This is a genomic window from Kutzneria sp. CA-103260, assembly GCF_018263855.1.
Taxonomy (GTDB): Bacteria; Actinomycetota; Actinomycetes; order Mycobacteriales; family Pseudonocardiaceae; genus Kutzneria.
In genome coordinates, this window is sequence record NZ_CP073318.1 from 5485780 (window position 1) to 5499948 (window position 14169).

General features: G+C 72.3%; 4 protein-coding genes. All 4 read right to left on the reverse strand.

Annotation, left to right across the window (positions count from 1 at the left end; genetic code table 11):
* Window position 1: 1 nt before the first annotated feature.
* Genes JJ691_RS23885 through JJ691_RS23900 form a run of 4 tightly spaced genes read right to left on the reverse strand, consistent with a single transcriptional unit; the run spans window position 2 to window position 14163 of the window.
* Window positions 2-1366 (reverse strand): MFS transporter, encoded by a 1365-nt coding sequence (locus JJ691_RS23885; protein WP_211770939.1) that lies wholly within the window; start codon window positions 1364-1366, stop codon window positions 2-4.
* Window positions 1363-7854 carry a condensation domain-containing protein gene (locus tag JJ691_RS23890; RefSeq protein ID WP_211770940.1) on the reverse strand — a complete coding sequence of 2164 codons (6492 nt, stop codon included), beginning with the start codon at window positions 7852-7854 and terminating at the stop codon, window positions 1363-1365. The genes JJ691_RS23885 and JJ691_RS23890 overlap by 4 nt, the downstream gene beginning before the upstream one ends.
* Complete coding sequence (locus JJ691_RS23895; protein WP_211770941.1) at window positions 7851-10880, reverse strand: type I polyketide synthase; 3030 nt, start codon at window positions 10878-10880, stop codon at window positions 7851-7853. Before JJ691_RS23895 ends, JJ691_RS23890 begins: the two co-directional genes overlap by 4 nt.
* Window positions 10873-14163: a non-ribosomal peptide synthetase gene (locus JJ691_RS23900; RefSeq protein WP_211770942.1), complete on the reverse strand. Its 3291-nt coding sequence runs from the start codon at window positions 14161-14163 to the stop codon at window positions 10873-10875. Before JJ691_RS23900 ends, JJ691_RS23895 begins: the two co-directional genes overlap by 8 nt.
* Between the last annotated feature and the right edge of the window lie 6 nt (window positions 14164-14169).

The window sequence follows — 14169 nt, forward strand, 5'->3', positions numbered from 1 at the left end:
GTCAGACCTCCGTCTTCTCAGCAACCTTGGCGGGTTCCTGCTCCGCCACGAAATCGGGCACCGCGGACTCGATGTCCCGGACCGAGCGCAGCGCGAGGCCCACCACCGCGAGCACCGCCAGCAGGGCGCCGGTGAGCACGTACATCAGGGCAACGCCCGATCCCGGCGTGGTGCCCAGCACGCCGCCGAACACGTCGCCGAGCAGGTGCCCGGGCCGCATCTGCGGCTCGAAAACCGTGTCGGCCAGCGGGCCGGCGAGCCCGACCGCGATCGGGATGCCGATCCCCTCGACCAGCTGGCGGGTGGCGAACACCCGCCCCTGGACCTGCGGGTCCACCTTCTCCTGCCAGATCGAGTGACCGTAGGAGTTGATGAACGGCAGGCAGAACCACGTGGTCAGCCAGGCGAACGACCACACCGCCACGGAGTCGGCGAACCCGAACAGCGCGCGGCCGACGAGCCCGAACACCATGGTGGCGGCCAACATCCGCACCGCCTTGCGGCTGGTCGGCTTCATCACCGACAGCAGCACCGCACCGACGATGCCGCCGACCGCGCCGATGGAGCTGACCAGGCCGACCTCGTCCACGCTTCCGGTGCGGTCGAGAATGAACGGCGTGATCAGCACCGCCCCGAAGCCGGACAGCAGGATCGTCAGGAACTGCACGGTCTCCAGGCCGCGCATGGCCGGCCGGTTCCAGATGTACCGGAAGCCGAAGGCCATTTCCCGCAGCAGCTCCTGAAAACCCTTGCGCAGCTTGGGTTCCACCACCGGGAAGGCGACCAGGAACACCGTGGCCACCGCGACCGCGTAGGACAGGCCGTCGATGGCCAGGATGGCTTTCATGCCGATCGACGACAGCACCGGCGCGGCCACGCCGGGCGCGATGACGGCCGGCGCCGACCGGGTGATCGAGAAGATCGCCGAGGCCCGCGGGTAGTTGCGGCGGTCCACGATCATCGAGACGGTGGAGATGTAGGCGGGCAGCTGGAAGGCCATCAGCGCGCCGGTGAGCACGTTGGCCACGAACAGCTCCCACACCTGGATCTGCCCGGTGGCGAACAGCGCCAGCAGCGCGGCCGTCACGACCAGCGAGCCGGCGTCGCTGACCATGATCGTGGTCCGCCGCCGCCAGCGGTCCACCAACGCGCCGGCCAGCGGACTGAACACCGCGGTCGCGAGCAGCGCGCACATGCTCATGGTGGTCAACTGGGTCGCGCTACCGGTCTCGTTGTAGACGTAGACGGCGAGCGCGAAATTGGTCATCCGGGTGCCGACGGCCGACAGCAGCTGGCCGGCGGCCAGCACGACCAGCGCGGACACCCCGGTGAGCAGCCGGGTCTCCGGCCTGACGCTGACGTTCACAGTTCCTCGTCCTGAATCATCCGGTCGAACTCCGCGGCCAGTTCCCCGAGCATTCGGTCGACCGTCCGGCCGCGGAACACGTTGTGGCTGTAGTTGGCCTCAATGCGCAGGCCATCGCCGTGCGCGGTCACCATGAAGTCAAGCAGGTTCGGCCACGCCGCCCGCTCGTCCATCGAATGCCCGAACGATCCCCGGGCCGGCACGAACCGCTCCGCGCCGGGGGCGGCGTCGTTCAGGCCGAACTCGCCCATGTAGTTGAAGCTGACCTGGGGCTTGGGCATGTTCCGCAGTCGCTGCCGCACGTCCTGCCACGGACTCTGGTACAACAGCGTGCCGTAGCCGACACCGCCGTCCGGGGCCCGGTTGAGCTGGTTGCCGACGGACCTCGCCCGCTCCACCGCGCCGGCGTCGGCGGGCACGGTGAACGCGGCCGGATACTGGGTCTGGAACCAGCCCACCGTCTGGGACACGTCCACGTCGGGCAGGGTGTCGGGTCGGCCGAGCGTGATGATGTACATCGACCCCGAGTCGCCCCCGCTCCACCGGGCGACCTGGGTCGCCACCGCGGCGGCGAGCAGATGCGGGAAGCGCAGTCCCGACCGGCGGGCCAGCTCGCGCAGCCGCGCGGTCCGGGCCGGCGACACCGCGGTCCGGGCGATCCGGATGGTGTCGATGGTGACCGGCCGGCCGACCAGGTCGACCGCGAGCGAGCTGTCCGCCGGCCGCCCCTGAGCGAGCCAGAACTCGGTCTCCTGCCGCAACTCCGGCGACGCCGCGTACTCGACACTGCGCTGGGCCCAGGTGCTCAGCGAGGTGCCGGGCTCCGGCAGCATCGGGTCCTTGCCGGCCTCCAGCTGGTCGAGCAGCAGTTCGAGCTCGTTGAGCAGGATGCCCCGGGACACGCCGTCCACCGCCAGGTGGTGGTTGAGCAGGAATAGCCGCTGTGGCTCGTCCGGGCCGAGGTCGAAGTGCATGGCCCGGTGCACCGGGCCGGCCGCCAGATCGAGCGTGGTCTGTGCGGCCGACGTCAGCTCCAGCAGCCGCTCATCCTTGGCTTGCGGGTCCAAATCGGACAGATCGTGGCACACCAGGTCGATCTGGTCGGGAGTCGGCACGATCTGCGCGGTCCAGGTGTCGCCGGTCCGCTCGTACCGCGTGCGCAGACTCTCGTGCCGGCGCAGCAACACCGCGAGGGCCTGTTCGACGTGGGCCGGCGCGACCGGCCGGCTCAGCGACACGTAGTACGGGTGGTTGTAGTGCGAGGGGTTGGGCATCGTGGGGGCGATCTCGTCGAGGAACCAGCGCTGCCCCGGGATGGGCTCGAACGGCCCGCTGTGCTCGGCCGCCGTCGCGCCCATGCCGCCGCCTGCCGCTCGCGCCAGGGACCTGATGTCCCGATGGGCCAGGATCATTCGCGGCGTGAGCAGGATCCCGGCGCGAGCCGCACGGGACACCAGCTGGATCGCCAGCAGCGAATCGCCGCCCAGCGCGAAGAAATCCCCGGTGACGCTGACGGTTCGCACCCGCAGCAGGTCGGTCACGATGTCGGCGAGCGCCTGCTCCTCGGCGGTCTCCGGCGCCACGTGGTCGTCCGCGTCCGTGGAGCCGGATCGGTTACCGGACACGAGTTCCAGCAACGCGCCGGCATCGGTGGCCCTGGCCAGCTCGCGGGTCACCGCGGCCGGCAGCCGGCGGGCGGTCGGCCCGTACTCGCTCCAGATCGGGGCATCGGGTTCCCCCGCCGGCGCCACCATGACGGCCAGATCCGGCGAGGTGGCGTCGAGTTCGCCCGCCGCAGCCTGGTCCCGCACCAGCACGACGCCGTCACGCACGCAGGACAGTCCCTGCGGCGACAGGAGTTCGCTGCGTGGATGGGCCAGCGCGGCTGGCAACTGTTCGGCAGCTACCGCGATCCGGCGTCCGGCGCGCAGATGTCCCCGCAGGTGGCGGACGAGTCCGTCGGTCATCGCGACGTTCGGGCCGACGACGACGGTCCGAACCGGCGGGCATTCGGCCAGTGCGAAGGCTATCGCGGTCCCCAGCACCGCATACGCCTCTCGGCTGTACGGCATGCGGGCGAGGTCGTCGCCGACCGGATCGTCGATCTCGGCCACCCGGAACACCGGCATCTGCTGGCCGAGGTCGGTCACCACGACGTCCGGCACGCGCCGGGCGGAGTCGGCGAACCGGCCGGCGGCGCCGGCGAACAGGGCGTCCCAGGTCGGGTCCCGGTACGCCGCCGACGCCGGGCAGATCCCGATCACCAATGGCGACTGCGACCACTGCCGGTGCTGCCGGACCGCGTCCAGCAGCTCGTGCAGCGCCCGGTCGAGCGCGGTGATCGCGGCACCCGGTCGCATCCGTCCACTTGCAACGGTTGGCAGCAAGTCCTGCCACCGCACCAGTAGAACGTTGCGCGCTTCTGGTTCGGCGTGCAGTGGGCCGCTGGGGTCGAGCAGCGGCTGCACGATCTGGCTGAACGGCGCGAACTCCAGCTCCGCCCGAGCGCCGAACGCGCCCAGCCAGAACTCCACGCCCGCGGTGACGGGCTCGGCGGTGAAGGTCGACGCCACCCCGATCACCTGCGCCGGCGCGCTCTCGGCCGTGACCGGCAGCAGCGGGGCGACCAGCGGCAAGGAGAAGTCCGCGCCCAGCGGGACCTCGCCCACCGCGAGGCCGGTGCCGGCGACGGCGTCGGCCAGCAGGGCCTCGAACGCCGCCAGCATCGCCGCCACGGTGGCCGGTTCGAACAGGTCCGCCGCATAGCGCAGGCTGGCCCGCAGCCGCTCGCCCGACCAGGAAACGGTGAGGAACAGGTCGAAGTCCAGGCCGCTGTCCGGAACGTCCAGCGCCTCCAACGCAATCCCGCCGACCGCCGCCACGGACGGCTCGATGTAGTTGACGACGCATTGGAACAGCGGGTGGTTCGCGGCGCCGCGGGCCGGCCGCACCTCGTCGAGAATGGCCGCGAACGGGATCTCCTGGTGGCTCTGGGCCCCGGTGACCCGGGTCCGCCCGTCGGCGATCAGCTCGGACAGCGTGGCGTCGAGCGGGACGTCCAGCCGGATCGGCAGCAGGTCGGCGAGGCAACCGATCAGCGGCTCGGCCTCGGCCCGGTAGCGGCCGCCGACCGAGGTGCCGACCACCAGGTCCTGCTGGCAGCCGTAACGACGCAGCAGCGCCCCGAAACCGGCGACCAGCGCCGTGAACGGCGTCATGCCCTGGTTGCGGCACAAGGCCTTCAGCCGCGGCCCGAGCTCCGGCGCGAACAGCCGGTCGGTGTGCCGGGCCCGGTTGGACGCCGTGGCCGGCCGGGGATGGTCGGTGGCCGTCGCCGACAGCGCCGGCACGGCGTCGAGCGCCTGCCGCCAGTAGTCCAGGTGCGCCGCGGCCTCCGGCCCGGCCAGCCATTCCCGTTGCCACATCGCGTAGTCCGCGAACTGGACGGGAAGCGGCCGCGGCGGTTCGCCGCCCCCGGCGACCGCGATGTCGTAGCAGGTCTCCAGCTCCCGCAGGAAGATCGCCCACGACGAGTTGTCCGAGACGATGTGGTGCATGCCCAGCAGCAGGTAGTGCAGCTCGGGCGACTCGGTCAGCAGGCGGACGCGCAGCAGCGGGCCCGACTCCAGGTTGTACGCGGCCTGCGAGTGCTCGTGGATGTACTCGTCGACGACGGCCGGCCGGTCGGCCTCGGGAAAGCCGCTGATGTCCAGCGCCGGCAGCCAGTGGTCGCTGCGGTCGTGGAAGACCACCGACGGGCGGCCGTCCTCGTCCGGGAACGTCGACCGCAGCACCTCGTGCCGCCGGACGACGGCGGCGACCGCCGTGCGCAGCGCCGCCACGTCCAGCGGGCCGCGAAGCCGCGCGGCGAACGTGATGTTGAACCGGTTGGGCTCGTCGCCGAACCGGCTGGCGGTCCAATAGCGTTGCTGGGACAGGGAAAGCTCCAGCGGCCGGTCGCGCGGCACGACCGGGATCGGCGCCGGCTGGTCGGCCCCGCCCTCCCGGACCGCGTCGGCCAGGCGTTCGATCGTCGGCCCGGCGAAGAACGCGGTGAGCGGCACGACAGTGCCGAGCTCGTCGCGGATCGAGCCGAGCATCCGCAGGGCCAGCATCGAATGGCCGCCCGCCGCGAAGAAGTCCTCCCGCACGTCGCCGTGGGCGTCGGGCAGGAAGCCGCACCAGATTTCGGCGACCCGCCGCTCCAGGTCGTCCCTCGGGGCCACTCGCTCGTGCTCGGTGTCCTCGGCGGCGTCGGCGAAGGACAGCGTCCGCATGGCGACGGCGCTCGGCGAGGCCAGCTCGTTGGCGATGAACTCCAGCCTGGACCCGTCCAGCTGCACGGTGCGCAGTCCGGGGCGGCTGGTCGGCTCGTCCAGGGCCCAGAGGTGGGCGGTGAACCGTTCTCGGTCGTCCTGCGGGCAATAGACCACGGTCGCGTCGGGCCGGGCCTGCCGCGCGGTTTCCGCCACCTCGGGGCTGGTGGCCAGCAGCACGCGATTCGGCGCGGGCTCCGCCTTGGCGTCGGTGAGCACCACGAGCTCGTGGCCGGCGACCGGGCGTGCGAGCCGGCGAACGACTTCGGTCGCGACCGCCGCCGAGAATTCCAGCGAGTACCCGTTCGCGTCGGACTTCCGTCCGGCGCGGGAAACCCGGTAGCGCGAGGTCCACTCCTCCGGCCGCACGACCTCGACGCCTTCGACGCCGGCGAGCGCGTCGGCCAACCGGTCGTCGCACGCCGTCAATGCGGTCGTGGCCTCGGACGGCGGGCAAATGCCCACCAGCACGGCTTTTCCAGCCAGCGCGGCCGCCCGTACGGCGGCGGCCAGGTCGTCGACCGCCGTCGACGCGTCGTCCGGACCCGACCGGCAGTCCTCCCAGCGCACCAGGCACACCGCGGCACCGTTCCGGTCCGGAGACAATGCCGCGGCCGCGGAGTCCGTCGCCACCAGGTCCGCCCGGGTGCGCAGGGTTCGCAGCCAGGTCCGCACGTTCTCGGTGACGTTCCCGGCGTCGAACGAGCTCCAGAGCCGGACCTCGTCCCGGCGCAGGCTCTCGGCCTCGCCGAGCGCGCGGTCGGGGTGGTCGAAGAGTTCGGTGAGGACCTGCGACAGCCGGGTGAACAGGCCCTCGATGGTGCCCGGCAGGTACAGCGAGGCGTCGAAACCGGCGGTGCCGACGACCCCGCCGCGGCGGTGGGTCAGCGAGACGAGCAGGTCGAAGTCGGCCGCGCCGGACTCCGCCCGCACCGGCGTGAACAGGTCGTCCTGCCCGTCCTGAAGCCAGGTGTCGTTGGTGCCGGACAGGCTGAACAGGATCTGGAACAGCGGGTTGCTGTTGAGCGACCGCGGCGGCGCGACGGCCTCGACGACCTGGACGAACGGCGCTTCCTGATGCTCGTAGGCCGCTACGAAGGCGCGGTGCGCCCGTCGCACGACCTCAGCCAGCGTCGGCTCCCCCGCGAGATCCATCCGCAGCACGACAGTGTTCTCGAAGCAGCCGATCAGCGGCTCGATCGCGGTGTGCACGCGGCCGGCCACCGGCACGCCCAGCAGGAAGTCGAACGATCCGGTCTCCCCGTGCAGCACGGCGGCGAATGCGGCCGTCATCACCACGTTCGGCGTGGTGCGTTCGGCCCGGGCGAACTCCTCCAGGCGGGCGACCAGCCCATCCGGGAAAGCGACTTCCCGCTGTCCGACCTCGCTGCCCGGCGACGCCGACCGTGGGAAATCGGTGGGCACGGTGGACAGTGCGGGCGCCTCGGCCAGCCGCTGCTTCCAGTAGTCGATCAGGTCGGCCATCGGCCGGCCGTCGAGCTTCGCGCGCTGGAACGCCGCCCAGTCCGTGTACTGGGCCGCGAGTGCGGGCAGGTCAGGGGTTCGGCCGTGCACGGCGGCCCGGTAGCAGGCCGTCAGCTCGTTCACGAACACATCGATCGACCAGCCGTCGAAGACGGCGTGGTTGACGACGATCGCCAGCACGTCCTGCTCGGGGCCGGCCAGCAGCACGGCCCGCAGCAGCGGCCCTTCGGCCAGGTCGAAGCGGTGCTGTCCGAGCCGGGCAATGTGGTCGGCTATCGCGTCGTCCTCGATCGGCACGACGGCCAGCTCCACCGAGTACGGCGGCATCACCGTCTGCCGAGGACCGTCGGGCTCCGTGCGGAAGACGGTGCGCAGCACGTGGTGCCGGCGCACGATCTCGTCGAGCGCCCGGCTCAGCGCCGGCCGGTCGGCCCGCCCGTTGACGCGCAGGGCGAACGGGATGTTGCGGGCCGGGCTGCCCGGGTCGATCTGGTCGAGGAACCACATGTGCTCCTGGGTGAAGGACAGCCGCGTCGGCTCCCCCGCCCGGCCGGTGTGCTCCGGCGGGAAGCGGACGGCCGACCCGGCCTGGTCCCGTTCCCGCAGCTTGGCCAGCAGCCGCCGCCGTTGCTCCGGCGCGAGCCCGCCGACGATGGCCTTGAGATCCTCACTCGCGGTCCCGCTCACTGCGTCGCTCCCTCACCCGCGTCGTCGAGTCCGGCGAGCTGCGCCCGCAGCTCGTCGGCCGGCAGCTCGCCCAACCGCGCCACCAGTGCCTCCAGTTCGGCGTCGGACGCCTCCGCCGCGCACACCCGGTCGACCTCGGCGGCCAGGCCGGCGATCGTCGGGTGCTCGAACAGCAGCTGCACCGACAGCTCCACGCCCAGCTCCGAGCCGATGCGGGCCAGGATCCGGGTGGCCAGCAGCGAATGGCCGCCCAGGCCGAAGAAGTCGTCGTGCAGCCCGGGGCGGTCGATGCCCATCAGCTGCCGCCACACATCGGTGACCAGGGTCTGGGTGTCGGTCAGCCCCGGCTCCGCCACGCTCGGCACCGGTTGCGAAGCCTCCGTCTCGCCCGCGTCCGGCACGTCCGTGGGCAGGGCGATCCAGTGCCGGGCCCGCTCGAACGGGTACACCGGCAGCGGCACCCGCCGGCCACCCTGTCCGACCGCCGCCTCGTCGAGGTCCACACCCTCGACCCAGAGGGCCGCCCAGGACCGGGCCAGCGAATCCGCGGTGATCTCCCGATTCCGGGTGGACGAGCTCACCGCGACGTGACCGTTGGCCGCCAACCCGTGCTGGCCGGCGAAGCTGGTCAGTGTCACGCCGGGGCCGACCTCCAGCAACACCTGTCGGTCCCGTTCCAGCAGGGTGCGCATGCCGTCGTGGAATCGGACCGGCCGGCGCAGCTGCGCGGCCCAGTAGCCGGGATCCGTGGTCTGCTCGTCAGTGATCCACGTGCCGGTCACGTTGGACACGAACGGGATTCGCGGCGGGCTGAGCCGCACACCCGCCACCACGTCGGCGTATTCGTCGGCGATGGGCTGCATCATGGCCGAGTGGAAGGCGTGCGAGGTGTGCAGCCGCCGCGTGGCCACGCCACGCTCGGCCAACACCTGTTCCGCGGCGGCGATCCGGTCGTCCGGCCCGGACAGCACGCTCAGACCCGGCGCGTTGTGTGCGGCGACATCAACGCCGGGTACTTCCGGCAGGTCGTCGGCCGCGGCCTCGACGGCCAGCATCGAGCCGGTGGGCAGGCCGTCCATCAGCCGGCCGCGTTCGCAGACCAGCGCCATGGCGTCGCTCAGGTCCATCACTCCGGCCAGCACCGCGGCCGCGTACTCGCCGATGCTGTGCCCGATCATCGCCCGCGGCCGGATTCCCCGGTGCCACCACAGCATCGCGGTCGCGTATTCGACGGCGAACAGCGCCGGTTGCGCGTCGCGGGTCCGCTTCAGCGTCTCCGCACCATCCACTGTGGTCAGTGCGGCCACCAGGTCGAGGCCTAGCCGGTCGCCGGCCAGCTTGGCGCATTCGTCCACGCAGTCCCGGAAGACGCCGCCGGCGTGATAGGGCTCCGCGGCCATGCCGGCCTGCTGTGTTCCCTGGCCGGGGAACATCAGCACCACCTCGCGGTGGACCGGGCCGGATCCGCGTCGGACGTCCGAACCGTCCAAAGCGGACTGTGCTGCCTCGGAACTGTTGGTCACCACGGCCATTCGGTGCCCGAGCCGGCGACGTCCCGTTGCCAGCGTGTGCGCGACGTCGCGCAGATCGAGGTCCGGGTTCGCGCCGAGGTGCCCGGCCAGGTTCCGCCGCCCGGTCTCCAGCGCATCCGGCGAGGCCGCCGACAGCACCAGCACCTCCGGCCCTCCGAGCGCGGCCCGGGGCGGGGCGCTGGGCGTCGGCGGCTGCTCGACGATCACGTGCACGCTCGTGCCGCCCATGCCGAAGGAGCTGACGCCGGCCCGGCGCACGTCGAACGACCGTGGCCACGGCTGAGCGGTCGGGCTGACCTGGAACGGACTCCGCTCAAGCGCCGAATCCGGGTTCGGCCGGGTGAAGTGCGGGCTCGGCGGGATCACGCCGTCCCGCACGGTGATCACCGCCTTGATGAACCCGGCGATCCCGGCGGCGGCGTCCAGGTGCCCGACCAGGGATTTCACCGAACCAAGCGCGCACCAGGGCTCGGTGTCGGAACCGGCGTCGAACGCGGCGGTGAGCGCCTCCACCTCGACCGCGTCGCCCAACGGAGTCGCGCTGCCGTGGCCCTCGACGTAACCGATGGTTTTCGGATCGACGTCGGCGACGTCCAGGGCCGCGCGGATCACGGCGGTCTGGCCCTCGGCGCCCGGCGCGGTGAATCCCACCCGAGCCGCGCCGTCGTTGCCGACCGCCGAGCCCAGCACGACCGCATGGACCGTGTCGCCATCCCGGATCGCGTCCGCGAGGCGCTTGAGCACCACGACGCCGACGCCGTTGCCGCCGACGGTGCCGTTCGCGGCCGCGTCGAACGACCGGCACTCACCGTCCGGCGACATGATGCCGCCGGCCTGGTGGACCGCCCCTTCGGCCTGCGGCAGCCGAATCGCCGCCCCGCCGACGAGGGCCAGGTCGCAGTCGCGGCTGATCAGCGCCTGGCTGGCCAGGTGCACGCCCAGCAGCGAGCTGGAGCAGGCCGACTGGACGACGACCGAGGGGCCGCGCAGGTCCATCGCGTAGCTGACCCGGGCGGCCAGCGAGTCCTTGTCGTTGGACAGCAGCAGCTGATGCGCGCCGACGTCGGCCACCAGCCACGGCTGGGTCAGCAGATGCCGGATCAGGTAGCTGCTCAGGCTGGCGCTCGCGTAGACACCGACCAGCTGCCCCGCGTCCGGCCGGCCCGCTTGCCCGGCGTCCTCCAGGGCGTGCCAGCAGCATTCCAGGAACACCCGCTGCTGCGGGTCGAGCAGGGCCGCGTCCATCGGCGTGTAGCCGAAGAACTCGGCGTCGAACAGCTCGGGGCCGTCGATCCGGCCCCGGCCCCGGATGTAGTCGGGGCGGTTGTAGGTCGACGCGGGCACGCCGAGCGCGTCCAGCTCCTCGTCGGTGGAGCGGGTGAGGGCGTTGCGGCCCTCCCGGATCAGCGTCTCGAACTCGTGGATGTCGGCGGCTCCGGGAAACCGGCCGGCCATGCCGACCACCGCGACTTCGAGACCGGACGGCTCACTCATCGGCATTCCCCTCGGTCCGGCCGTCACGCCGCCGCGCGCGCAGCGCCGCGGTGCGGAGGCGTTGCTCACGGGCTCCCGCCCGCACGGCGGGCGACGGCTCCCGGCTCTCGCCGCCCAGGTGCACAGCGAGGCTGTGGATCGTCGGATGGCGCAGCAGGGTCAGCGCGGTGACCGGCCGGCCCAGCCGTTCCCGGAGCACGGCCGCCACCCGGCTGATCAGCAGCGAATTGCCGCCCAGGTCGAAGAAGTTGTCGTCGGCGGAGACGGCCCGCACCCGCAGGATCTCGCGCCAGGCGTCCGCGACCACGGTCTCGACCGCGCCCATGTCATCGGCGGTGGCAGGCGCCGGCGGTTCGACCGGCGCGGCCAGCGCCTCCAGCGCCCGGTGGTCGGTCTTGCCGCTGGCGTTCTGCGGCATCTCACGGACGGCCACGAACCGGGCCGGGATCATGTACTCGGGCAGCACCACCCGCAGCGCCTCCCGCAGCCCCCGCTCGTCGAGCGGCCCGGGGCCGGCGGGCGTCACGTAGGCCACCAGTCGGACGTCGCCGGGGCCGAACTCCTTGGTCACCACGGCGCAGGCCCGCACGCCCGGCTGTCGGCCCAGCTGGTGCTGGATCTCGCCCAGCTCGACCCGGATGCCCCGGACCTTGGCCTGGCCGTCGGCCCGGCCGAAGCACTCCAACACGCCGTCCGGGCGGAACCGGACGATGTCCCCGGTTCGGTACAGCCGGGCGCCCGGGCGGCCGCTGAACGGATCGGGCACGAACTGGCGGGCGGTCAGCGCCGGCCGGTCCAGGTAGCCGCGGGCCAGCGAACCGCCGCCGATGTACAGCTCGCCGCGAACCCCCGGCGGCACCGGCCGCAGGTGGCCGTCGAGCACGTAAACGTCCTCATTGGACAGTGGTCGGCCGATCGGGGCGGTGGGCTCCAGCCGCACGCACGGCTCGACCGTGGAGATCACGGTCGTCTCGGTCGGACCGTACGCGAAAAGCAGGCGCCGACCTTCCGACCACTCGTACGCGAGCTCGGGTGGCACCATTTCGCTGCCCACCACCAACGTCGTCAGGCCGGTGACCTGGTCCGGACGCAGCATGGACAACACCGTCGGCGACAGCAGCGCGGCGGTCACGCCCCGGGCCCGGATGGTCTCCTCCAACTCGGGCCCGGGCTGGATCGCCGGCCGCGGCGCGCACACCAGCTCGGCGCCGTTGGCCAAGGCCAGCAGGAACTCGGCCACCGAGGCGTCGAAGCCGACAGAGGCGAACTGGAGCACCCGGTCGGCCGCCGTCAGCCCGGTGGCGTGGGTGAGGCCGAACAGGGTGTTCACCGCCGCCGCGTGAGCCACGGCGACGCCCTTCGGCTGGCCGGTCGATCCGGACGTGTAGATCACGTAGGCCAGGTCGTCCGAGGTCGCGGTGCTCGGCCGCCGCTCGGCGGTCGCACCAGCGGCATGGACGTCGATCACCTTGGCCGGCAGCCGGTCCATGAGCGCACCGGTGGTCACGACGACGTCGGCGCCGGCGTCCGCGAGCACGGTTGCCGACCGTGCCGGCGGCTGATCCACGTCTACCGGAACGTAAGCGCCGCCGGCCTTCCACACGGCGAGCACGGCGACCGCCAGCTCGACACCGCGCGGTAGGCAGATCCCGACCCGCCGATCACGGCTGATCCCGTTGGCGCGCAGGACATGTGCGAGCCCGTTGGCCGCGTCGTCCAACTCGCGGTAGGTGAGCACGGTGTCGCCGCAGGACACGGCGCGAGCCATCGGCGTGCGATCCGCCTGGTCCTCGAACAACTCGTGGAGCAGCGTGGCCGGGCGGGTCTCACGCTCACCGCGGCCCCAGTCGTTGACCAACCGGTCCAGGTCGGCCGGAGGAAGTACCGGCAGCGCGGCGAGATCACGATCGGGGTCGGCCAGCGCGGCGGTGAGCAGGCAGCGCAGGTGCTCCAGCAGCCGCGCCATCGTGTCGGGCTCGAACAGGTCCGTGTCGAACTCCAGCCAGCAGCGCACGGAGTCGGTGTCGAGCGCGTAGGTCAGGCCGAGGTCGCATCGGGCGGCCGCGGTGTGCACGGGCACGATCTCCGCCTCGGCGCGGCCGAGCCGGAAACCGTCGGCGTGGGTGTTCTGGATGGCGCACAGCACCTGGATCACCGGGTGGTGCGAGGTGTCGCGCTCGGGGTTGAGGGCCTCGACCACCGACTCGAACGGGAACTCCTGGTGCCGCTGGGCACCGGTGACCGTGTCCATCGCGGCGGTGACGAGCGTCCGGAAGGTCGAGCCCTGCGGCGCCCGGCTGCGCAACACCACCGTGTTGACGAACAGGCCGATCGCGTCCACGCCGCGAACACCGTCCCGATTGGACACCGCGGTGCCGACCAACAGGTCGTCACGGCCGGAGTAGCGGTGCAGCAACGCCGCGAAACCGGCGAACAGCACGGCAAACGGCGTGACCCGGTTGACCCGGGCGAACTCCGCGACGTCGCCGGCCAGCCGGCCGGGCCAGCAGGCCTCGGCGACGTCGCCACACATCCGGGCCACCGTCCGGCGCGGCCGGTCGAGCGGCAGGTCCAGCACGGTCGGCGCGCCGGCCAGCTGCGTTGTCCAGTACGCCAGCGAGCCCGCCCGCCGGCGGGCGGTGTGCTCGCTCTGGGCCTGGGCGAGCTCGGCGAAGGTCGGCAGCTCGGCGAAGGTCGGCAGCCGCCCGGACTCGCACAGCGACTCGTAGCACCGCATGAGGTCGGCGAAGAACACCCGCATGCTCCAGCCGCCGTCGGCGACGATGTGGTGCGCCGTCACCAGAAGCAGCGCCTGGCCCCCGGCGAACCGGACCAGCCGGGCCCGCAGCGGCGGGGCGTCGGCCAGCGCGAACGGCCGGCCGGCCTCCTCGGCGGCGTAGGCCTCGGCCGCCTCCGACTGGTCGGCGTCGTCGGCCGCGGTCTCCACCGCGAGCACGCCGTCCCACGGCTCGTTCACCGCCTGCCAAGGCTCGCCGTCGATGGCGAACACGTTCATCCGCAACGCCTCGTGCCGGCGGACCAACTCGTCGAACGAGGCCCGCAGCGCGTCGACGTCCAGCTCGCCCCGCAGCAGAAAGGCATACGGGACGTTGTGCACCGCGCTGTCCGGGTACAGCTGGTCCACGAACCACATGCGGCGCTGCGCGGGCGACAACGGGTACACGCCGAAGGACGAGCCGCGGTCGGCCAGCACCTGCGCGAAGTCGGCCCGCCGCTGCGGCCCCATCTTGTCCAAGCGCTCAAGCAGATCTGCGACACCCACGCCCAC